Annotated in this window: 18 protein-coding genes and 5 tRNA genes; 8 read left to right on the top strand and 15 right to left on the bottom strand. The window is 56.0% G+C overall.

Annotation, left to right across the window (positions count from 1 at the left end; genetic code table 11):
* The 5 genes from A3466_RS22680 to A3466_RS21125 form a co-directional block, all read right to left on the bottom strand.
* Positions 1-164 (bottom strand): GTP-binding protein (locus A3466_RS22680; protein ID WP_074161107.1); only part of this gene is annotated, 164 nt, incomplete at its 3' end.
* 118 nt (positions 165-282) lie between these two features.
* Positions 283-358 (bottom strand) — tRNA-Thr (locus tag A3466_RS21140).
* A gap of 6 nt (positions 359-364) precedes the next feature.
* Positions 365-439: transfer RNA gene (locus A3466_RS21135), tRNA-Gly, on the bottom strand.
* Positions 440-555: 116 nt separating this feature from the next.
* Positions 556-640 (bottom strand) — tRNA-Tyr (locus tag A3466_RS21130).
* A gap of 8 nt (positions 641-648) precedes the next feature.
* A tRNA-Thr gene (locus A3466_RS21125) sits at positions 649-724 on the bottom strand.
* Positions 725-1,041: 317 nt separating this feature from the next.
* Here A3466_RS21125 and coaA point away from each other — a divergent pair.
* Positions 1,042-1,992, top strand: a complete 951-nt coding sequence (gene coaA / locus A3466_RS21120) for a type I pantothenate kinase (RefSeq protein WP_032622068.1) — start codon at positions 1,042-1,044, stop codon at positions 1,990-1,992.
* Between the two features lie 42 nt (positions 1,993-2,034).
* Here coaA and dppF read toward each other — a convergent pair whose 3' ends face one another.
* The 9 genes from dppF to A3466_RS21075 all read right to left on the bottom strand — a co-directional run bounded on the left by dppF (position 2,035) and on the right by A3466_RS21075 (position 12,443).
* Entirely contained in the window at positions 2,035-3,048 is a 1,014-nt protein-coding gene (dppF, locus tag A3466_RS21115; RefSeq protein WP_063452212.1) for a dipeptide ABC transporter ATP-binding subunit DppF, read from the bottom strand.
* A complete protein-coding gene (gene dppD, locus A3466_RS21110) occupies positions 3,045-4,028 on the bottom strand; it encodes a dipeptide ABC transporter ATP-binding protein (protein ID WP_063452211.1) in 984 nt (327 codons plus the stop codon). Before dppD ends, dppF begins: the two co-directional genes overlap by 4 nt.
* 10 nt (positions 4,029-4,038) lie before the next feature.
* Entirely contained in the window at positions 4,039-4,941 is a 903-nt protein-coding gene (gene dppC / locus A3466_RS21105) for a dipeptide ABC transporter permease DppC (protein ID WP_063452210.1), read from the bottom strand.
* Between the two features lie 9 nt (positions 4,942-4,950).
* On the bottom strand, positions 4,951-5,970 hold the full coding sequence (dppB, locus tag A3466_RS21100; RefSeq protein ID WP_022646696.1) for a dipeptide ABC transporter permease DppB: 1,020 nt from the start codon (positions 5,968-5,970) through the stop codon (positions 4,951-4,953).
* A gap of 161 nt (positions 5,971-6,131) precedes the next feature.
* The gene (gene dppA / locus A3466_RS21095) at positions 6,132-7,739 is read right to left on the bottom strand and encodes a dipeptide ABC transporter periplasmic-binding protein DppA (protein WP_063452209.1); all 1,608 of its coding nucleotides are present in this window, start codon (positions 7,737-7,739) and stop codon (positions 6,132-6,134) included.
* 621 nt (positions 7,740-8,360) lie between these two features.
* Positions 8,361-8,437 (bottom strand) — tRNA-Pro (locus A3466_RS21090).
* A 92-nt stretch (positions 8,438-8,529) separates the two neighbouring features.
* Positions 8,530-10,224, bottom strand: a complete 1,695-nt coding sequence (gene eptB, locus A3466_RS21085) for a kdo(2)-lipid A phosphoethanolamine 7''-transferase (protein WP_063452208.1) — start codon at positions 10,222-10,224, stop codon at positions 8,530-8,532.
* A gap of 237 nt (positions 10,225-10,461) precedes the next feature.
* Positions 10,462-11,664: an L-lactate MFS transporter gene (locus A3466_RS21080; RefSeq protein ID WP_063452207.1), complete on the bottom strand. Its 1,203-nt coding sequence runs from the start codon at positions 11,662-11,664 to the stop codon at positions 10,462-10,464.
* A 236-nt stretch (positions 11,665-11,900) separates the two neighbouring features.
* The gene (locus A3466_RS21075; RefSeq protein WP_063452206.1) at positions 11,901-12,443 is read right to left on the bottom strand and encodes a hypothetical protein; all 543 of its coding nucleotides are present in this window, start codon (positions 12,441-12,443) and stop codon (positions 11,901-11,903) included.
* A 159-nt stretch (positions 12,444-12,602) separates the two neighbouring features.
* Between A3466_RS21075 and tag the strand changes: the two genes are divergently transcribed.
* Both tag and A3466_RS21065 read left to right on the top strand, forming a co-directional pair.
* A complete protein-coding gene (gene tag, locus A3466_RS21070; RefSeq protein WP_063452205.1) occupies positions 12,603-13,184 on the top strand; it encodes a DNA-3-methyladenine glycosylase I in 582 nt (193 codons plus the stop codon).
* The gene (locus A3466_RS21065; RefSeq protein WP_063452204.1) at positions 13,162-13,602 is read left to right on the top strand and encodes an N-acetyltransferase; all 441 of its coding nucleotides are present in this window, start codon (positions 13,162-13,164) and stop codon (positions 13,600-13,602) included. Before tag ends, A3466_RS21065 begins: the two co-directional genes overlap by 23 nt.
* Here the strand turns inward: A3466_RS21065 and A3466_RS21060 are convergent.
* Positions 13,571-15,898, bottom strand: a complete 2,328-nt coding sequence (locus tag A3466_RS21060) for a molybdopterin guanine dinucleotide-containing S/N-oxide reductase (RefSeq protein WP_074161105.1) — start codon at positions 15,896-15,898, stop codon at positions 13,571-13,573. The genes A3466_RS21065 and A3466_RS21060 overlap by 32 nt on opposite strands.
* Before the next feature lie 164 nt (positions 15,899-16,062).
* Here A3466_RS21060 and A3466_RS21055 point away from each other — a divergent pair, with 164 nt between their 5' ends.
* The 5 genes from A3466_RS21055 to A3466_RS21035 all read left to right on the top strand — a co-directional run bounded on the left by A3466_RS21055 (position 16,063) and on the right by A3466_RS21035 (position 21,048).
* Entirely contained in the window at positions 16,063-16,725 is a 663-nt protein-coding gene (locus tag A3466_RS21055) for an OmpA family lipoprotein (RefSeq protein WP_063452203.1), read from the top strand.
* Positions 16,726-16,839: 114 nt separating this feature from the next.
* On the top strand, positions 16,840-17,856 hold the full coding sequence (locus A3466_RS21050) for a LacI family DNA-binding transcriptional regulator (protein ID WP_063452202.1): 1,017 nt from the start codon (positions 16,840-16,842) through the stop codon (positions 17,854-17,856).
* A gap of 102 nt (positions 17,857-17,958) precedes the next feature.
* Positions 17,959-18,708, top strand: coding sequence for a sugar phosphate isomerase/epimerase family protein (locus A3466_RS21045; protein ID WP_063452201.1), 750 nt, complete (start codon positions 17,959-17,961; stop codon positions 18,706-18,708).
* Positions 18,709-18,711: 3 nt separating this feature from the next.
* Complete coding sequence (locus A3466_RS21040) at positions 18,712-19,650, top strand: sugar kinase (protein WP_063452200.1); 939 nt, start codon at positions 18,712-18,714, stop codon at positions 19,648-19,650.
* A gap of 117 nt (positions 19,651-19,767) precedes the next feature.
* Entirely contained in the window at positions 19,768-21,048 is a 1,281-nt protein-coding gene (locus tag A3466_RS21035) for an MFS transporter (RefSeq protein ID WP_001089079.1), read from the top strand.
* Positions 21,049-21,052 lie beyond the last annotated feature (4 nt).

Genomic DNA, 21,052 nt, shown 5'->3' with positions numbered 1-21,052 from the left:
GCTGGTGCGTTATCGATCTGGTCGAAAGCACGAGCAGCACCGCCGTAGGTTTTAGCCAGTACGGTAGTGATTGCAGCGGTCAGCGTTGTTTTACCATGGTCAACGTGGCCGATAGTACCGACGTTAACGTGCGGTTTTGTACGTTCAAACTTTTCTTTAGACATCGATTGTCCCTCTAAGACACGGATAAATCGGTGATATCACCACATCAACCAGGCGAAAATGCCTGAACTGTTGAATACATTTACATTGAAACAGAGAGAAAGGGAGGGAGAAGTGAAGTGGTGCTGATACCCAGAGTCGAACTGGGGACCTCACCCTTACCAAGGGTGCGCTCTACCAACTGAGCCATATCAGCACGTATTGGAGCGGGCAGCGGGAATCGAACCCGCATCATCAGCTTGGAAGGCTGAGGTAATAGCCATTATACGATGCCCGCATCCTGAAACTCGGCTACCCAGTTCTTTCTGTAACAAAAAAAGAGATTTCTCTCTTTTCTGTTCGAGCTGGTCAATTTTTCCAACCAGCTCCGGCGGCGTTGACGCTGCCAGAAAGTGGTGGTGGGGGAAGGATTCGAACCTTCGAAGTCTGTGACGGCAGATTTACAGTCTGCTCCCTTTGGCCGCTCGGGAACCCCACCGGACTTGATGGTGCCGACTACCGGAATCGAACTGGTGACCTACTGATTACAAGTCAGTTGCTCTACCTACTGAGCTAAGTCGGCATCAAGTAGCGCGCATTCTATGGAGACCTGCGCAGTCATGCAACTAAAAAATTGCATAAAACGTTCTTTCGCTCACATTTTATTCGAAACCAGGGCTAACCGCTGTAAATTCATCCGCTCACGGTTAAAAATTCAACATGAACGGCTGATTTCGGTACGCTAGAGCCCCAAGTGATACCTATCCGGTTAAGCATCGCTTTCCCATATTTTTTCTTATTATTCCTCTCATCTGGTGTTAACCTCCTGCCCATTGTCCAAAATTAACTATGTGATGAGCCCGCACCCGCCGTTTCGTGATGGTTCACAGAAGCATGCTTATGAGCAAAAAAGAGCAAACGTTAATGACGCCCTATCTTCAGTTTAACCGTAGCCAGTGGGCAGCCCTGCGTGACTCCGTCCCTATGACGCTGACGGAAGGTGAAATCGCACGGCTAAAAGGGATAAACGAAGATCTCTCCCTGGAAGAGGTGGCAGAAATCTATCTCCCCCTCTCCCGCTTGCTTAACTTCTATATCAGCTCCAATTTGCGTCGTCAGGCCGTGCTGGAACAGTTCCTCGGCACGAACGGTCAACGTATTCCTTATATCATCAGTATTGCGGGCAGCGTGGCAGTGGGTAAAAGTACCACCGCGCGCGTGCTACAGGCGCTGCTGAGCCGCTGGCCGGAGCACCGCAGCGTGGAGCTGATCACCACCGATGGCTTCCTGCATCCCAATGAGGTGTTGAAAGAACGCGGCCTGATGAAGAAGAAGGGCTTCCCGCTTTCTTATGATATGCACCGCCTGGTGAAGTTTGTCTCTGATTTAAAATCGGGCGTGCCTAACGTCACCGCACCGGTTTACTCGCATCTGATTTACGACCGTATCCCGGATGGCGACAAAACGGTTGTTCAGCCCGACATCCTGATTCTGGAAGGGTTAAATGTTCTGCAAAGCGGGATGGATTATCCTCACGATCCGCATCACGTGTTTGTCTCTGACTTCGTCGATTTCTCAATTTATGTGGATGCGCCGGAAGATCTGCTGCAACGCTGGTATATCAACCGCTTCCTGAAGTTCCGTGAAGGGGCGTTCACCGACCCGGACTCCTACTTCCATAACTACGCCCAGCTCTCTGAAGAAGAAGCTATCAACGTGGCGACAGGGCTATGGAATGAGATCAACTACGTAAACCTGAAAGAGAACATCCTGCCGACGCGCGAACGTGCAAGCCTGATCCTCACCAAGAGCGAGAAACACGCTGTCGACCAGATTCGGCTACGGAAGTAGACCTCAGACGAAAAAAAACCGGCTTATCGCCGGTTTTTTTCTTTATGCCTGCGGCTTTTCGCCGTTTTCATCCTGATCGACTGCGAAGCAGGCCACCAGCTGTCCTCCATAATCCTTCAGCTGTGGCTGCAACTGCGTGCACGGACCAAAGCGGCGACGGCAGCGGGCGTTGAACGCGCAGCCCGGCGGCGGGTTCAGCGGGCTTGGCAGCTCGCCGGTCAGCTTGATTCGCTCACGGCGGTCATCCGGGTTAAGCCGCGGCGTCGCAGACAGCAGCGCCTGGGTGTACGGGTGACGCGGGTTAGTAAAGATCTGATCTTTCGTCCCCTTCTCCACGCAGCGCCCCAGGTACATCACCATCACCTCATCGGCAATGTGCTCAACCACGGACAGATCGTGCGAGATGAACACGTACGACAGCCCCAAATCCTGCTGCAAATCCATCATCAGGTTAAGCACCTGCGCGCGTACGGACACGTCGAGCGCCGAGACGGGCTCATCGGCAATCACCACGTCCGGATCAAGCATCAGACCGCGGGCGATGGCAATACGCTGGCGCTGGCCGCCAGAGAACATGTGTGGGTAGCGATCGTAATGCTCGGTTTTAAGGCCCACCTTCGCCATCATCGCCAGCGCTTTTTCACGACGCTGCTCTTTGCTCAGACTGCTGTTAATCAGCAGCGGCTCTTCCAGAATTTGCCCAACTTTCTTTCGCGGGTTCAGAGAGCCGTACGGGTTCTGAAACACGATCTGGATTTTCTGACGACGCAGCTTCTGCGCCTGCGGATCGTGCTTGAGCAGATCCTGGCCCTGATAGTAAAGCTCACCGCCGGTGGGCGTTTCAATCATCGTCAGCAGACGGCCCAGCGTGGATTTTCCGCAGCCTGACTCCCCTACTACCGCCAGCGTTTTACCGCGTTCGAGGCTAAAGGAGACGCCGTCCAGCGCTTTCACCAGGCGTTCAGGGGCAAAAATCCCCTTCTTCACCGGGTAATGTTTTTTCAGGTCGATAGCCTGCAACAGCGGCTGTTGCGTGGTGGCCTGGTGCGTACTCATAGTGTTGGCCTCCCGGCATCATCGAGTGGGTAGTGGCATTTTGACTGCCGACCGTCGGCCAGCAGATTCAGCTCTGGCTCCTCAACGCGGCATTTGTCCGTGGCATACGGGCAGCGCGGATTAAGCAGACAACCCTGCGGACGGTCGTATTTGCCCGGAACTACGCCCGGCAGCGACGCCAGACGCGCTTTGTCCTGAGCAAACTCCGGCAGCGCGCGCAGCAGTGCCTGCGTATACGGATGACGTGGCGCGCGGAAGATATCGTGCGAACTTCCGGTCTCAACCACCTGGCCTGCATACATCACGATGATCTTGTGTGCCGCTTCCGCCACCAGCGCCAGGTCGTGCGTAATCAGCACCAGCGCCATGTTCTCTTTCTGCTGCAACTCCAGCAGCAGCTCAATGATTTGCGCCTGGATGGTCACGTCCAGCGCGGTTGTCGGTTCATCCGCAATCAGCAGCTTTGGCCGACAGGCGATAGCCATAGCGATCATCACGCGCTGGCTCATCCCGCCGGAGAGCTGATGCGGGTAAACGTCCAGACGCGATGCCGGATCGGGAATACCCACCTGTGTCAGCAGATCGATAGCGCGCTGACGTCGGGTTTTCTTATTGCCGCCCTGATGCACCTTAATGGCTTCCATAATCTGGAAACCGACGGTGTAGCACGGGTTCAGGCTGGTCATGGGGTCCTGGAAGATCATTGCCACTTCCGCGCCCACCAACTGGCGGCGCTGTTTCTCGGAAATACGCTTCAGATCCTGACCGTTGAACGCCAGACTTTCCGCCATCACGCGGCCGGGATAATCAATCAGCCCCATGATCGCCAGCGAGCTGACGGATTTCCCCGAGCCCGACTCACCAACGATACCAACCACTTCGCCCTGATTTACGCTGTAGCTAATGCGGTCCACGGCGCGAAACGGTGTGCCTTCGTCGCCGAAGTGCACGGATAATTTATCTACATTTAATAACGCCATCTCGTGCCTCTTACTGCTTCAGTTTGGGATCAAGCGCATCACGCAGACCATCACCCATCAGGTTAAATGCCAGCACCGTCAGCAGAATCGCCAGACCCGGGAAGGTGACGACCCACCAGGCGCTTTGCGCGAACTGCAACACGTCGGAGAGCATGGTGCCCCACTCCGGTGTTGGCGGCTGCGCACCCATGCCAAGGAAGCCAAGAGCGGCCATATCGAGAATGGCGTTAGAGAAACCGAGCGACGCCTGAACGATCAGCGGCGCAAGGCAGTTCGGGAAGATATTAATGAACATCTGGCGCATCGCACCGGCACCCGCTACGCGAGACGCGGTAACGTAATCGCGGTTCACTTCCACCAGCACCGCCGCACGGGTTAAACGCACGTAGTGCGGTAGCGCAACAAACGTCAGCGCAAGCGCGGCGTTACCTATCGACGGGCCGAAGACCGCCACCAGCACCAGTGCCAGCAGCAGGCTAGGCAATGCCAGCATGATATCGACGATACGCATGATGACGTTGTCAACGATGCCGCCGAAGTAGCCCGCCACCAGGCCGAGCACCACGCCCATGATCAGCGACAACACCACCACGAGGCAGCCAACCAGCAGCGACAGGCGCGCGCCATACATCAGGCGCGACAGCACATCGCGGCCCACGTCATCGGTGCCCAGCAGATGGGCAACGCTGCCGCCGTCCTGCCAGACTGGCGGCACGAGCAGCGCATCGCGGAACTGATCCGCCGGGTTATACGGGGCGAGGAAGTTCGCAAACACCGCAATCAGGATCATGATGGACACATACACCAGCCCGACGACCGCGCCTTTGTTGCGCTTGAAGTAGTGCCAGAACTCCTGCATTGGCGTCATAGGCACCGGCGCAGAGACCGCTTTATTTTGAGTAACTTGTGACATGATGGCCCCTTACTTCTTATGACGAATACGCGGGTTCACCACGCCGTACAGCAAATCGACCAGCAGGTTGACGAGGATAATCATCGTCGCGACCAGCAGTACACCACCCTGCACCACCGGATAATCACGGCGTTGCAGCGCGTCAATCAGCCAGCGTCCGAGGCCCGGCCAGGAGAAGATGGTTTCGGTCAGGATCGCCCCCGCCAGTAGCGTACCCACCTGCAAACCGATAACGGTAACCACCGGCAGCATCGCGTTACGCAGGGCATGAATGATGATGACGCGCATACGGGTCAGGCCTTTGGCGCGGGCAGTACGAATATAGTCTTCGCCCAGCACTTCCAGCATGGAAGAACGGGTCATACGCACGATCACCGCCAGAGGTATGGTGCCCAGCACCATTGCGGGCAGGATCATGTGCGCAACCGCATCAATGAAGTTACCCTCTTCGCCCCAGATCGCCGTATCAATCAGCATGAAGCCGGTTAACGGGTTGGTGTCGTCAAGGAAGACCATATCGCTGACGCGTCCGGAGACCGGCGTCAGGTTCCACTGCACCGATACCAGCATGATCAGCATCATGCCCCACCAGAAGATAGGCATGGAATAGCCGGTCAGTGCCAGGCCAACGGCGGTGTGGTCGAAAATAGAGCCACGCTTAACGGCAGCCAGTACGCCAACGGGAATCCCCACCGCGGTCGCAAAGATCATGGCGCAGATGCCCAGTTCAAGCGTCGCCTGGAAACGCGGCACGAACTCGTCCCACACCGGAAGTCGGCTTTTCAGTGAAATGCCTAAATCGCCGTGCAAGACGCCCCAGATATAGTGGAGGTACTGCTGCCACATCGGCTTATCAAGGCCGAGTTCAGCCAGCAGTTGCGCATGACGTTCAGGGGAGATACCACGCTCGCCCGCCATAATCATCACCGGATCACCCGGGATCATATGGACGAAGGCAAAAGTGAGAAGGGTGATACCGATAAACGTCGGGATAACCAGTCCCAGACGTCGGAGGATGAACTGCAACATAACCCGGATTCTCTCTGATGACGCACGCTCAGTGGCGTGACGTCTGTATTGCTCACAAATGTAAATTCCCTCTCCCCATGGGAGAGGGTTAGGGTGAGGGGATGCATGCACGACCCTCACCCCTGCCCTCTCCCAAAGGGAGAGGGAGAACACCCTACTTATTATTCAACAGACACGTTTTCGAAGTGGTGTTTGCCCAGTGGATCAACCACGTAGCCTTTGACTTCTTTACGCACTGGCTCGTACACGGTGGAGTGAGCAACAATCAGCGCCGGAGCCTGATCGTGCATGACAACCTGCGCTTGCTTGTACAGTTCAATACGTTTGTTGTGATCGTCGGTCGCACGCGCCGGCTGGATCAGGTCTTCAAACGGCTTGTAGCACCAGCGAGAGTAGTTGGAACCGTCTTTCGCTGCCGCACAGCTGAACAGGGTGGCGAAGAAGTTGTCCGGATCCCCGTTGTCACCGGTCCAGCCCATCATGACCGCCTGGTGCTCACCCGCTTTGGCGCGCTTCAGGTACTCACCCCACTCGTAGGTCACAATCTTGGCCTGTACGCCAATCTTCGCCCAGTCAGCCTGAACCATTTCCGCCATACGGCGTGCGTTCGGGTTGTAAGGACGCTGTACCGGCATCGCCCACAGCTCCACGGTGAAGCCTTTATCCTGGCCCGCTTCTTTCAGCAGCGCTTTCGCTTTCTCAGGATCGTAGGTGTAGTCCTTGATGTCGTCGTTATAGCCCCACATGGTTGGTGGGATCAGGTTCTTGGCTGCAACGCCCGCGCCCTGGTAAACGGCTTTGATGATCGCTTCTTTGTTCACCGCGTAGGTCAGCGCCTGACGCACTTTCACGTCATCGAACGGTTTCTTCTCGGTGTTGAAGGAGAGATAACCCACGTTCAGGCCCGCCTGCTCCATCAGGTTGATGTTTTTGTCCTGCTTCATGCGCGCGATGTCAGCCGGGTTTGGATACGGCATCACCTGACATTCGTTTTTCTGCAATTTTGCATAACGCACGGATGCATCAGGCGTGATGGAGAAGACCAGACGGTCGATCTGCGGCTTGGTGCCCCAGTAACCCGGGAAGGCTTTATACAGAATACGCGAATCTTTCTGGTACTGAAGCAGCTGGAACGGGCCGGTACCGATTGGGTTCAAATCCACTTTTTCCGGGGTGCCGGCTTTCAGCATGTTGTCCGCGTACTCTTTAGAGAGAATAGAGGCGAAGTCCATGGCCAGGTCAGCCAGGAATGGCGCTTCCGGACGCGTCAGCACGAACTGAACGGTTTTATCGTCCACTTTCTTCACTTCAGCGATCAGGTCCGGCAGGCCCATCCCTTCGAAGTATTCATAGCTGCCGCCAGAGACCTTATGGTACGGGTTCTGGGCATTTTTCTGACGGTCGAAGGAGAACACCACGTCGTCGGCGTTAAGGTCGCGCGTAGGTTTAAATTCTTTGCTGTCCTGCCACTTCACGCCCTGGCGCAGGTGGAAGGTATAGGTTTTACCGTCTTCGCTGATATCCCACTTTTCAGCCAGGCCAGGAATGACTTCCGTGGTGCCGGTTTTAAATTCAACCAGACGGTTATAGATCGGTACAGAGCTTGCGTCGTAAGTCGTACCAGAGGTAAAGAGCTGTGGGTTAAAGCCTTCCGGAGAGCCCTCAGAACAGTAAACCAGGGTTTTTGCCTGTACGCTTGCTGCAACGGTCATAGCCACCAGGCTCAGACCAAGCTTCAGCATCCCTGACTTCTTCAAGGAAATACTCATTATTGTGCTCCAATGTGATGTTTTGCTTTGTTGTGTTACGCCGCCTGACCTTTATTTATTTTTTACCCGGTCCGGTCGGTGATGCCCGAAGGCGTTAAAAGGGATAGAGAATCCTTTCAGAAGAGCGTTTGAGTTGCAGCGCAGATCCTCCCTGAAATGCCCCTCGTGCCCTACAATCTGTCAACAGAATGTGAAAACGTCAATACAGGTGGCGGGGATTTACGTGCAGTGTGAGAAACCGCAAACAAAGATTAAAAAAACCCTGAATGCCAGTTTTCAGCAGAGAAATTTATGCTACTCGCCATGATGCAGCACAATTAACTTCATATTTCGCAACACTCAGTGATTAAGTTTTATTCAGATTGGGTAAATTTTCTTACGGAATGGTGATTATCTGAGCACTAAATACCGCGAACGTTAAAACGCACAGCGAAAAATGCTGAGGTTATCCATAAGCAACGCGAAAAAAGATCAAACTATATATAAAAAAATACAATGGATTATGTCACAAAACCGCAAGCAGGCAGGGGGAAGCAGGGCTAAGGGATATTTTGGCGACTCGGGCGGGGTAACGTGTTAATGCAAAAAGGGCTAACCTTGCGGTTAGCCCTTTTTAGAATGTGGTCGGCGAGAGAGGATTCGAACCTCCGACCCACTGGTCCCAAACCAGTTGCGCTACCAAGCTGCGCTACTCGCCGAATGCGGAGCGCATCTTACTGCTGAGGTGCGCCCCTCGTCAATCCCTTATTTTCAAAAAGCCATTCAACTGGCGATATTCTCGCCAGACCAGCTACTGCGCGGCTTTTGTGGTGTTATCAGGGAGTTTACACCAGTTGTTGTTTTCGTTAATCCCACCGTTCGGTGAGGTGTAGCCGAGACAGCCCATAATGGTGTCGTAGAGCTCAACGTGACGGCGCGGCACCTTGATCTCTGCCTGCTGCTTCAGATGGGCAAACATTTTGGCTTTGTCCGGGTTTTCCAGATACTTATCCGACATCCACATGATCATCGGCACGCGGAACTGCTCAGGCGGCGCCAGCTTGCGCGGTGTGCCGTGCAAATGCTCTTTCTCGTTGATGGATTCGCCGTGATCGGCCGCGTAAATCACAATCGCTTTCTTATCGCGAAGCTGGTCGATCACCCGGCTGAGGAAGGTATCCACATACAGAATCGAGTTATCATACGCATTAATCAGCTCCTGCTTGCTACAGTTTTTGTTAATGCCGACGCACTCAGGGGTCCATTTGGCGAAATCACGCGTGTAACGCTGATAATAGCTGTAGTGTGATCCTTTGGTATGCAGAACGATAAGGTGCTTACCCTGCGGATGGTTTTTCAGCGACTGTTCCATCTCGGAGAGCAGCAGCATGTCATCAACGTTCTTTCCACGGTTACGCGGCTCGGCGCCAATCTGCTCACGATAGGCAATGTTATCTGCCATGGTGTTGGTGTAGAACCACATTTCACTTTGCATGGCGAACAGATCGGAGCTAAATCCAAGCTGCTTCAGAACCGCAAACACGTTTTGCTCTTTAAGGGTACGCTGCGGGTTATCGCTCGCCCCGCCTTCACGCACAAACATACAGCGCAACGAGAGCTTCGTGGCGGTATCGCAGGAATAGCCGCGGTAAGCCACCAGATTCTTCTCCTGCGACAGTTTCGGCGTGGTATCGCGGTCATAGCCGAGCATACCCATATGATCCCACCGCGTCGTTTCGCCGATAACGAAGACCACGTATGTATCATCCAGCCCGTCAGCCGGCGCCTGATAGGTGAACTTTTTGGTCGGGTTAATCAGCGATTTCACATCGCTGGATTCGTCCGCCTGTGCCCAGGCGTAAAGACCTAACGCGGACAGCCAGTTGGACGGCAGATACGAGTTAGCCACCACGCCGCCATAGCTTGGCATATCCACACCCGTCGCTTTTTCGATGCGTTTCTGCTGTTTTTCCATCAGGCGAATCGGCGCCCACACCAGCAGGCCTGCCAGCAGAACGACGGCGACGTTGCGGATGCGCTGTCCCCGGGTACGCAGCTGGCGTAACAGGGTATAGCGGCAGGTATTGCTCCAGATAAAGAAGAGCGGGATCAGGCAGGTCAAAATCGTCCATATGATGAACCCTTGGCCCACCACCTCTTTCGAGAGGTCGATGTCCGTGGTCATCACCGAGGCGACAATACCGTAGCCAATGACCACGTTCATGAATGTCATGTAATAGCTTGCGGCGGCAGAGATAATCACCACCAGCGAGGCCAGAATTTGCCATGTACGTCGGCCAAAAAGCGAGAGCAGGCGTAACAGGAAGAAGGTTGCCAGGATAGAGCCAAACACTTCAATAACGGCAAAAATTCCATTTCTTACGGTGAGGTGTTCGAAATAACCTTCCACGCGTCTGAACAGTACCGCGCCATTCAGAAACAAACCGATATAGACAGCCAGCATCAGACACAAACGTTGCTGGGTAAGAGACCTAATATATTTCATGCAAACAACCCTGGGGGAAGGGGTATAAAGACCCGCCGAATCTCAGTGAGAAAGCTGACAGAGTAAGTAGGTGCGAGCGAAACCGTTATCAGAAACGTCTACAAGCGCGATAAGTAGACCACAGCGGGAAAGAAAAGTGGCAGCAGAGAGTGTGATCGAGGAAGATTTTTACAAAATAACAAGTCCGGAAGTGATAAAGAGATAAAAAAAGAGGCCCTGAGGCCCCTTTTCATCGAATCATGCATGCGCTTCTTTATAAGCCTCGCGCTGCGGCTGACGAATTGTGGTGGACAGCGCCAGCGAGATAATCAGCAAGGCAAATATCACGCAGAAGGTTACGTAGAAGCCACCGAACAGCGAGGCGATCAGCGACCCGCAGATACTGCCGATACCGAAGCCGAGATAAATGACGCCGTAGTTTTTCGCCAGATTGTTCAGGCCAAAGAACTCGCTCACCAGCGACGGGAAGACGGTAATGGTGCCACCGAAGTTAAAGGCGACGCAGGCAATCGCCGCAAAGAAGGTCGCCTCGTTCAGCGGTGCAAACAGCAGCGCCGCCATGCCCACCAGGGAGATCACCTGCCCCAGCGTAATCACGCGGATGCGGGCGATTTTGTCAGACAGGATACCCAGTACCAGACGACCCGAGAGGTTAGCGATGGAGATGACCGTTACCGCGTTCGCCGCCGTCGCCGCATCCAGTTTTACCATCCCCTGCGCGATATCTTTCGCCACGCCAATAACATACAGACCGCTCATGCAGGCCGTCAGGAACATCACCGCCAGCATCCAGTACTGCGGCTTACGCATGGACTGTGCGAGGGTGAAATCATTCTCCACCACGCCGTTTACGGTTTTCACTTCCTGCTGCGGGGCATCTTTCATCAGCGTGGCGCCGAAGAGGATCATCACCAGCACAATCACGCCCCAGATCATAAAGGTTTTCTCAAGTCCCACCGAAGCCAGCAGATGGGAGTCGATAAATTTGAACCCCAGGCTGCCCAAGCCATATGAACCAATGGCAAACGCGGAGATAAGCCCTTTACGCTCCGGGAACCACTTCACGCAGTTCGACAGCGTCAGCAGGTAACCTGCGCCGTCCGCCAGCCCCACCAGCACCCCGGCACTCAGCCACAGCATCATCAGGTTGTTTGAGTGTGCCGTCAGGAAGAAGCCCACGCCCAGCAGGATCCCGGAGGCCATGGTCACGCGCTTCACGCCGAAGCGCTCCTGAAGTTTGCCCGCCACGGAAGAGGAAATCGCTAATCCAAGACTCAGCAGGCCGAAGGAGAATGCCACCTGGCTTATCGGCGCGCCGAGCTTATCAGACAGGGCGCTGTTAAACAGGCTCCAGGTATAGACCGAGCCCAGTGCGAACTGGGTCACGATGGTGCCGAATAGCGTCAGCCAGCGCGTGCGGTTATAGGTTGATGTGTTCATGGCAGTGTCCTGCAAGATAAATTAAGGAAATTCGCTGAGGACACGATAAACAAAACCCCAAAACGCCAGGGGTAAAACGGCATGAAATGCAGGAGAAACGGAATGAAATGCCTGGAAGTGGGAATGAACGACCTTGCCGGTGAAGAAAACATTTAAAGGTGAGTGATCACTATCGCCACAACCCGCGCCTTTATTGTATTAAATATGTTACCGCAGCGTTTAAAAAAGTAACACCCTTAAAATTTGGCGCTTAAGCCCAGGGTATATAAATATTCTTCCTCCGACTGCTGGTTGTAGCTGATCTTCGCCCAGGGGTGTAAATCTCCGTACTGGGTATCCACACGCCACCCCAGCGAGTTCACGCTGGCATGCCAGAGAGGGTCGGTAAGCGTCTGCGTGGTGGTTGTATCACCATACGCATTCACCGTTGTGGGAGGCGTGCCATCAGAGCGCCACGCCATGACCGGCCCGGTCGTGAAATGTCCCGTCACGGGAAAATTCCAGCCAACGCTCAAAACGGTTTCCGCATCCGAACCGGAGGGGTCGTTCAGGGCAAAGCCCGCAGCAGTCTGCGAATGGTTAATACGCTCCGCGAGAATATCTTCATAACGAGGTTGGTGATCGGCGTCCCATGTATAGCGTTCCGTCATATTACTTTGTGCATCTGAAACGATATATTCCTGTTGCCACGCAAAAGCGGTGTTACCTATAAGCAGGCAGGCTGAGACACCCACCAGGCCAGAAGCAGCATGGCGACCACTGATTTTTTTTATCATCATCAAAGCGACTCCAGAAAGAGCCGAGTTCGGCGATATATGTCATTGTTCGAAGAGGTATTAGGGCGTATAGCCCTGTATTAACTATTGTCTCTTTAGCAGACACGTCAAGCCGGGCAGATTGAAATTTTTGCGTTACCGTATCAGGAAGGGAGATGACCTATGCAACGTTGCGGCTGGGTAAGCCAGGATCAGCTTTATATCGATTATCACGACAAGGAATGGGGCGTACCGGAAACCGACGGTAAAAAACTGTTTGAAATGATTTGTCTTGAAGGCCAGCAGGCCGGACTGTCGTGGATCACCGTTCTGAAAAAGCGTGAGAACTACCGCAATGCCTTCCACCGGTTCGATCCGGCTGCGGTGGCCGCCATGACCGACGACGACGTGGAAAGGCTGGTTCTGGACCCCGGTATCATCCGCCATCGCGGTAAAATTCAGGCCATTATTGGTAACGCGCGCGCTTATCTGGCAATGGAGCAAAACGGTGAACCCTTCTCAGCGTTTGTCTGGTCGTTTGTGGATAACGAGCCGAAGGTGACGCGGGCCGCCACGCTTGCGGAGATCCCAACCTCTACCCCCGCCTCGGATGCCCTGTCGAAAGCGCTGAAAAAACGCGGCTTTACGTTTGTGGGCACCACCATCTGTTACGCCTTTATGCAGGCCTGCGGGCTGGTCAATGACCATATTACGGGCTGCATCTGCCACCCGGAGGGCCACCATGATCCGCAAATGGCACAGTGAGAATACCGCTCAGCTCCTGAGACTGTGGCTTGAGAGCACTACCGAGGCGCATCCGTTTATCGACGCTGGCTACTGGAAAGCGAACGAAGCGCTGGTGCGGGATGAATACCTTCCCGCCGCAGAAACCTGGGTCTGGGAGGAGAACGGCACGCTGCGCGGCTTTATCAGCGTCATGCAGTCCCAGTTTGTGGGGGCGTTGTTTGTCGCCCCGGCGTTCATCGGAAGGGGTATCGGGCGTGCGCTGCTGAACCACGTTCAGCAGCGCTACCCGTATTTAACCCTGGAGGTGTATCAGAAAAACGTGCGGGCGGTGAATTTCTATCATGCTCAGGGTTTTCGCATTGAAGACAGCGCCTGGCAAGATGATACCCAACACCCGACGTGGATCATGAGCTGGCAGGCGGATCAAACGCCGTAAGGGTAGGCGCCGGCCCCTCATATTTCTCCACCCATGCCAGCGCCGTATTCCCCGCGCAGCCATTCCCCAGCTTCGAGCTGGGGAGATCTTTGGTCAGCACGTTTACGGCACCGTTCTTACAAATGCCGCCCTCGTCCAGCGCCAGATCCGGCCATGCGCCCTGATGAATGCAGAACACGCCAGGGCGGATCCCGTCGCTCACCACAGCGCCAGCCAGCACCTGCCCGCGCGCGTTCCAGACGCGCACGAGATCGCTGTCGTTAATTCCCCGCGCCTTTGCGTCATCGCTATTCAGCGCGATCGGCTCGCGGCCAGCCACCGCATACTGCTCGCGCAGAGCCGAATAGTTGAGCTGGCTGTGCAGGCGATGGGCAGGATGGGCAGACAGCAGCTGAAGCTGCCCCGGCTGCGCATTGCCATGCCATTCGTCCGGCTCCAGCCATGCCGGGTGCGGCGGGCAGTCCGCATAGCCAAAGCTGGCGATGCGTTCGCTGTAGATCACAATCTTCCCGCTCTCGGTTTTAAGCGGGTGATTTTCCGGGTCGCGACGGAAGTCAGCAAAGCGCACAAACCGCGCGTTCTGCTCGCTTTCCGGCATTTCGAAGAGTTGATTCGCCTCCCAGAATTCAGCAAATGGCGGCAGCGTCACGCCCTGCGCAGCCCCGCGCTGGCTGGCTATCTGGTAAAACGTTTCGAGCCATTGCAGATCCGTTTTGCCCTCGGTGAAACGCTCGCGCCCGCCCGCTTCCCATAGTTCACTCAGGTCAGCAAAGACGTCAAAATCATCACGCGCTTCATCCCGGGGGGCCACGACGCGCTTCATCGGAACCATGTGCTGGTTGCTGTAATCCCCGGTCATGGTGAGATCGTTACGCTCGAACGAGGTCGTGGCGGGCAACACGATGTCGGCATGTTTCGCTGACGCGGTCCAGAAGCACTCCGAGATCACCACCAGCTCCGGCTTCTGCCAGGCGCGGATCAGGCGGTTGGTATCCTGGTGATGGGTGAAGTTGGCCCCGCCCGCCCACCAGACAAACTTAATATCCGGGAAATGGCGATCCTGGCCGTTGTGCTGATAAAACCCGCCCGGGTTCTCCAGGGCCTCAACAATGCGCGCCACGGGAATTTTATCCACCGCGTCCACGCCACCCTGCACTGAGCCCTGCATGGACGCCAGCACCGCCGCTTTACGCGTTGGATTACCGCCGTTGGCAAAGTGATAGGAAAGCCCAAAACCGCCGCCGGGTGTGCCAATCTGCCCGAGCATCGCGGCGAGCGTCACCAGCATCCAGTGTTTTTGCTCGCCAAACTGCTGGCGCTGCATTCCCCAGCCGGACATCAGCATCGTGACGTTGCTATGGAATAACGCCGCCAGTTCGCGGATTTTAACGGCATCAACGCCGCAAACCGCAGCGGCCCACTCTGCGGTTTTGGCGACACCGTCGGTTTGGCCCGTCAGGTAGTCGGCAAATTTATCGAAGCCCGTTGTACAGCGCGTAAGAAAATCCGTATCGTGCCAGCCGTTCTCCACAAGGGTATGGGTGATACCCAGCATCATCGCCACGTCGGTGCCCATATGGGGCGCGATCCACTCGGCGCTGTCGCCGAAGAAATCCAGGGTTTCAGAGCGCATCGGATCGATACAGATGATGCGTTTGCCGCTTTTGCGCAGCGCGTCGAAGTAGGAAACGCCCTGCTCGTCGGACGCATTCCAGGCAATTTTCAGGGTATTGAGCGGGTTGGCGCTCCACAGCACCACCACGTCGGTATGCTCCAGCACCAGCGGCCAGCTGGTCTGCTGCTGATAAACCTCATTGCCGCCCACGACGTAAGGCATGATCGCCTGCGCTGCGCCGGTCGAGTAATCACCCAGATGGCCAGTATAGCCCCCGGCCAGGCTCATGTAGCGTTGCAGCAGGGTGGCGGCCTTATGCAGCACGCCATTTGAGCGCCAGCCATAGGAGCCGGCAAATACGGACGACGGGCCATAGCTGTCGCGGATGCGTTTATGCTGCGTATGGATTAACGCCAGCGCATCGTCCCAGCTCACGCGAACGAACTCATCCTGCCCGCGCACACCCTGCGGTTTATCCGGTGACACCAGAAAGCCTTTACGCACCATCGGCCAGCGTACGCGGGTTTTGCTGTGTACCTGATCGCGAACGACGGTCTGTAAAGAGTTGAGATGGCGCGAAGGCAAAGCCCCGCGAGACGACAGCACAGTGTCGCCATCGGTTTCGACCAGCATCGGCCCCCAGTGGGCGGCGGTCAGAATGGTTTTTGTTGAGGTGCTCAAAGCGTGCGCTCCTGGTTGCGTGCAGGTATGACGGCCTTTCGTTGAGGCAGTTTATCGTTTGTGACAAATTTCAGAGTTATACACTGAATTTTCTCCGTATTCGGACGTCATAATCCACTGCCACGTCCGTCGTGGCAAAGAATAAAAAGGATTAAGGAAATAAGATGAAAAAACGCGTACTCGTAATTGCCGCTCTGGTAAGCGGTGCACTGGCTGTTTCAGGCTGCACAACCAACCCTTATACCGGCGAACGCGAAGCGGGTAAATCCGGCATTGGCGCGGGTATTGGTTCCCTTGTCGGCGCTGGCGTTGGCGCGCTCTCCTCCTCCAAGAAAGATCGCGGCAAAGGCGCGCTGATTGGCGCAGCGGCAGGCGCAGCCCTGGGCGGTGGCGTAGGGTATTACATGGATGTGCAGGAAGCGAAGCTGCGTGACAAAATGAAAGGTACGGGCGTGAGCGTGACGCGCAGCGGTGACAATATCATCCTGAACATGCCAAACAACGTGACCTTTGACAGCAGCAGCGCGACGCTGAAACCTGCGGGCGCGAACACCCTCACCGGTGTGGCCGCGGTACTGAAAGAGTACAGTAAAACTGCCGTGAACGTGATTGGCTACACCGACAGCACCGGCAGCCGGGATCTGAACATGCGTCTGTCTCAGCAGCGTGCCGATTCCGTGGCCAGCTCCCTGATAACCCAGGGCGTTGAAGCAAACCGCATCCGCACCAGCGGCATGGGCCCTGCCAACCCTATCGCCAGCAACAGCACGGCGGAAGGTAAAGCGCAAAACCGTCGCGTAGAGATTACGTTGAGCCCGATTCAGTAATCGACGAGGGAGAGGGCCGGGGTGAGGGCAACAGACCGCACACCCCGGCATGAACCTCTTGCCATCGTTGATTTTCCCGCTAAGGTATTCTCACTAAATTCAGGGAAATCAGCGATGAGCAAACCAGCCCGGGCCACCATCAGCGACGTGGCGAAAGCCGCCAAAACCGGTAAAACCAGCATTTCGCGCTACCTCAACGGCGAGAAACACCTGCTTTCCGATGCGCTGCTGGCGCGGATCGAACAGGCCATTGCCGATCTCGATTACCGTCCCAGCCTGATGGCGCGCGGCCTCAAGCGTGGTCGCACCCGCCTGATTGGGCTTATCATCGCCGATATCACTAACCCCTACTCCGTTAACGTACTCAGCGGCATCGAAGCGGCGTGCCGGGAAAAAGGCTTTACCCCGCTGGTCTGTAACACCAATAACGAAGTTGATCAGGAGCTGCATTACCTCGATCTGCTGCGTAGCTACCAGGTGGAAGGGATCGTGGTCAATGCCGTCGGGATGCGCGAAGAGGGGCTAAATCGTCTGCAACAATCGTCTCTCCCGATGGTGCTTATTGACCGCAAAATCCCGGAATTTGCCTGCGATGTGGTCGGGCTGGATAACACCCAGGCCGCCACCACCGCCACCGAGCACCTTATCGAACAGGGTTTCGAAGCCATTCTGTTCCTGAGCGAACCGCTTGGTATGGTTAACACCCGTCGTGACCGCCTGGCTGCATTTCGCGCCACACTGGCGCGATATCCCGGCGCGATCGCCGAAAATGCCGAAATTCCCCTGCACGAAGCCGGGCTGCTGGATAACACCCTGCGCCAGTTCCATACTCGCCATCGGGGAATGCGTAAGGCGGTGATCTCCGCGAACGGGGCGCTCACGCTACAGGTTGCCCGCTCGCTTCAACGCATCGGCCTGCACTGGGGCAGCGACATCGGCTTACTCGGCTTTGATGAACTGGAGTGGGCAGAACTTGCAGGCGTGGGCATTACCACCCTCAAACAACCCACCTGGCAAATCGGCTATGCCGCGGTTGAGCAGGTGGTTCGCCGTATTGAAGGCACCCGCGATGCCGTACGCGAGCAGGTTTTTTCCGGCGAGCTGATCGTTCGCGGCTCTACCGCTCGCTAATTTCCCCTTCGTGACAGCGATCATAAATTCAACATCCCATTCTTTTCTTTGGAACCGGTTCCATCTAGCGTAATACTATCGATTACGCGTTGGAGTCAGGAAATGAGCAGGAAAATAATGGTGGTCACCGCCGCGTATGGCGCGGATCGGGTGCGACAGGCAGGCGGGCAACGGGCGATGCTTCCCGTTATTGCTGGCGCAGGGGCTGATGGCGTTGAAATCCGCCGCGAGCTCTTCAGCAGCGACGAGTTAATGGCTCTGCCTGCGCTCGGCGAGTCCATTGAGCTGCTGGGTTTACTGGCATGCTACTCCGCCCCGGCCCCCCTGTTTATGCCCGACGGCACGCTCAACCCGGATCTCCCCCGCTACCTCCACGAAGCCAGCATCCTGAACGCGCTATGGCTTAAGGTCTCGCTGGGTCATTTCAGCGACAAACACCCCCTTGAAGATTTGCGGACATTGCTGGATGAAAGCGGCATGACGCTGGTGGTGGAAAACGACCAGACCGACTGCGGGCAGCTCGCCCCAATGCAGCGCTTCAAAGCCGCCTGTCGGGTGATGGCGCTTCCGGTAACGCTGACGTTCGATATGGGCAACTGGCTGTGGGTCGGCGACTCCCCGGAAGAGGCTGCGCGTCAGCTGGCACCCGCCGTGAGCTATATTCACGTGAAAGCCGCGGTGCCGCATAAGGCGCAGTTCCGCGCCGTCGCGCCGGATCAAACCGATTCTCGCTGGCAGGATCTGCTTAATCAATTGCCTGCCGACGCGCCGCGCGGTATCGAATTTCCGCTCGAAGGGACGGATCTCACCGCCGTCACCCGCCATTACGTCAACCTGCTACGCGAGGAGTAAACCATGCACAAGACGCTGGACGTTATCACTATCGGCGAGGCCATGGCGATGTTTGTCGCCACCGAAACGGGCGAGCTGAACGCAGTAGAGCACTTTATCAAACGCGTGGCAGGCGCCGAGCTGAATGTCGCTACCGGCCTTGCACGGCTGGGGCTGAATGTCGGCTGGGTGAGCCGCGTGGGCAATGACAGCTTTGGCCATTTCGTTCTCGACTCGCTAAAAAAAGAGGGCATTGATGCCGCAGGCGTCACGCTCGACGGACGCTTCCCGACGGGCTTTCAGCTGAAATCGAAAGTTGAAAATGGAACCGATCCCACTGTTGAGTATTTCCGCAAAGGTTCAGCAGCAAGCCATCTCTCCGTAGAGGATTATCATGCCCCTTATTTCTCCTCCGCGCGCCATCTGCACCTGAGCGGCGTGGCGGCAGCGCTTTCGGCCAGTTCGTACGATTTACTGGATCACGCTGCATCGGCGATGAAAGCGCAGGGCAAAACGATCTCCTTTGATCCGAACCTTCGTCCGGTGCTGTGGAAAAGCGAAGCGGAGATGGTTGAGAAACTCAACCGACTGGCGTTTCAGGCGGACTGGGTACTGCCGGGCGTAAAAGAGGGAATGATCCTCACTGGCGAGACCACGCCGGAAGGCATTGCGGATTTTTATCTCAACAAGGGAGTTAAAGCCGTGGTGCTGAAAACCGGTGCCGACGGCGCATGGTTTAAAACCGCCGACGGTGAGCAAGGCGCTGTCGCAGCGGTAAAAGTCGACAACGTGGTCGATACCGTGGGCGCGGGCGATGGGTTTGCCGTCGGGGTCATTAGCGCCCTGCTGGAAGGCGAACCGCTGTCGCAGGCCGTGGCGCGGGGCAACAAAATTGGTTCGCTGGCGATCCAGGTGCAGGGCGATAGCGAAGGATTACCGACACGAGCAGAGCTCGGCGTCTGAATTCCCTCTCCCTGTGGGAGAGGGCCAGGGTGAGGGCAGCAATCCCCACCAGATAATTAAGCCACCGTGTACCCTACAGACAACGGCGGTAACAACCTCAACAACAGAGGCAAGCCTATGAACAGTTCGACCAATGCAGTCAAACGCTGGTGGTACATCATGCCCATCGTGTTTATCACGTACAGCCTGGCGTACCTTGATCGTGCCAACTTCAGTTTTGCATCCGCCGCCGGGATCAACGAAGACCTCGGGATCACCAAAGGGGTTTCCTCCCTGCTGGGCGCCCTCTTCTTCCTGGGCTATTTCTTCTTTCAGATCCCCGGCGCGATTTACGCTGAACGCCGCAGCGTGCGAAAGCTCATTTTCATCTGCCTGATCTTATGGGGTGCCTGCGCCTCCCTCACCGGCGTGGTGAATAACATTCCTGCACTGGCTGCCATTCGCTTTATTCTCGGCGTGGTGGAAGCGGCAGTGATGCCGGCAATGCTGATTTACATCAGCAACTGGTTCACAAAATCTGAGCGTTCACGTGCCAATACTTTCCTGATACTCGGTAACCCGGTCACGGTGCTGTGGATGTCGGTGGTGTCCGGCTACCTGATCCAGTCCTTCGGCTGGCGAGAGATGTTCATCATCGAAGGGGTTCCCGCCATCATCTGGGCCTTCTGCTGGTGGGTGCTGGTGAAAGATAAGCCAGCCCAGGCGAAATGGCTTTCGGAGGACGAAAAGGCTGCACTTCAGGCACAGCTGGATAAAGAGCAGCAGGGGCTGAAAGCGGTGCGTAACTACGGTGAAGCCTTCCGCTCCCGCAACGTGATCCTGCTGTGCGCGCAGTATTTTACCTGGAGTATTGGCGTGTACGGCTTTGTGCTGTGGCTGCCGTCGATTATCCGCAGCGGCGGTGAAAACCTTGGCATGGTGGAAGTGGGCTGGCTGTCATCGGTGCCTTATCTGGCTGCGACCATCGCAATGATTATCGTCTCCTGGGCATCGGACAAGCTGCAAAACCGTAAGCTGTTCGTCTGGCCGCTGCTGCTGATCGCTGCTTTTGCCTTCATTGGCTCCTGGGCCGTGGGCGCGAACCACTTCTGGGCCTCGTATACCCTGCTGGTGATTGCGGGTGCAGCCATGTATGCCCCGTATGGTCCGTTCTTTGCCATCATTCCGGAAATGCTGCCGCGTAACGTCGCAGGGGGCGCGATGGCCTTGATCAACAGTATGGGCGCGCTGGGTTCATTCTTCGGCTCGTGGTTTGTTGGCTATCTGAACGGCGCAACCGGCAGCCCGTCGGCCTCTTACATCTTTATGGGGGTGGCGCTTTTTGCCTCGGTATGGCTTACTCTGATCGTTAAGCCTGCTAATAATCAACAGCTACCCGTCGGCGCACGCCACGCCTGAACCC

The sequence above is a fragment of the Enterobacter genomosp. S genome (assembly GCF_001631805.1).
GTDB lineage: Bacteria > Pseudomonadota > Gammaproteobacteria > Enterobacterales > Enterobacteriaceae > Enterobacter > Enterobacter quasihormaechei.
The sequence above is the reverse complement of the archived record's forward strand: the minus strand, read 5'-3'. Positions and strand labels throughout refer to the sequence as shown.

Bases quoted from the DNA above. Each gene is read 5' to 3' on its own strand.
- coaA (WP_032622068.1), top strand. From the start codon at position 1,042: ATGAGCAAAAAAGAGCAAACGTTAATGACGCCCTATCTTCAGTTTAAC.
- tag (WP_063452205.1), top strand. From the start codon at position 12,603: ATGCAACGTTGCGGCTGGGTAAGCCAGGATCAGCTTTATATCGATTAT.
- A3466_RS21040 (WP_063452200.1), top strand. From the start codon at position 18,712: ATGCACAAGACGCTGGACGTTATCACTATCGGCGAGGCCATGGCGATG.
- A3466_RS21050 (WP_063452202.1), top strand. From the start codon at position 16,840: ATGAGCAAACCAGCCCGGGCCACCATCAGCGACGTGGCGAAAGCCGCC.
- eptB (WP_063452208.1), bottom strand. From the start codon at position 10,224: ATGAAATATATTAGGTCTCTTACCCAGCAACGTTTGTGTCTGATGCTG.
- A3466_RS21055 (WP_063452203.1), top strand. From the start codon at position 16,063: ATGAAAAAACGCGTACTCGTAATTGCCGCTCTGGTAAGCGGTGCACTG.
- dppA (WP_063452209.1), bottom strand. From the start codon at position 7,739: ATGAGTATTTCCTTGAAGAAGTCAGGGATGCTGAAGCTTGGTCTGAGC.
- A3466_RS21080 (WP_063452207.1), bottom strand. From the start codon at position 11,664: ATGAACACATCAACCTATAACCGCACGCGCTGGCTGACGCTATTCGGC.
- dppB (WP_022646696.1), bottom strand. From the start codon at position 5,970: ATGTTGCAGTTCATCCTCCGACGTCTGGGACTGGTTATCCCGACGTTT.
- dppF (WP_063452212.1), bottom strand. From the start codon at position 3,048: ATGAGTACGCACCAGGCCACCACGCAACAGCCGCTGTTGCAGGCTATC.
- A3466_RS21065 (WP_063452204.1), top strand. From the start codon at position 13,162: ATGATCCGCAAATGGCACAGTGAGAATACCGCTCAGCTCCTGAGACTG.
- A3466_RS21075 (WP_063452206.1), bottom strand. From the start codon at position 12,443: ATGATGATAAAAAAAATCAGTGGTCGCCATGCTGCTTCTGGCCTGGTG.
- A3466_RS21045 (WP_063452201.1), top strand. From the start codon at position 17,959: ATGAGCAGGAAAATAATGGTGGTCACCGCCGCGTATGGCGCGGATCGG.
- A3466_RS21035 (WP_001089079.1), top strand. From the start codon at position 19,768: ATGAACAGTTCGACCAATGCAGTCAAACGCTGGTGGTACATCATGCCC.
- dppD (WP_063452211.1), bottom strand. From the start codon at position 4,028: ATGGCGTTATTAAATGTAGATAAATTATCCGTGCACTTCGGCGACGAA.
- dppC (WP_063452210.1), bottom strand. From the start codon at position 4,941: ATGTCACAAGTTACTCAAAATAAAGCGGTCTCTGCGCCGGTGCCTATG.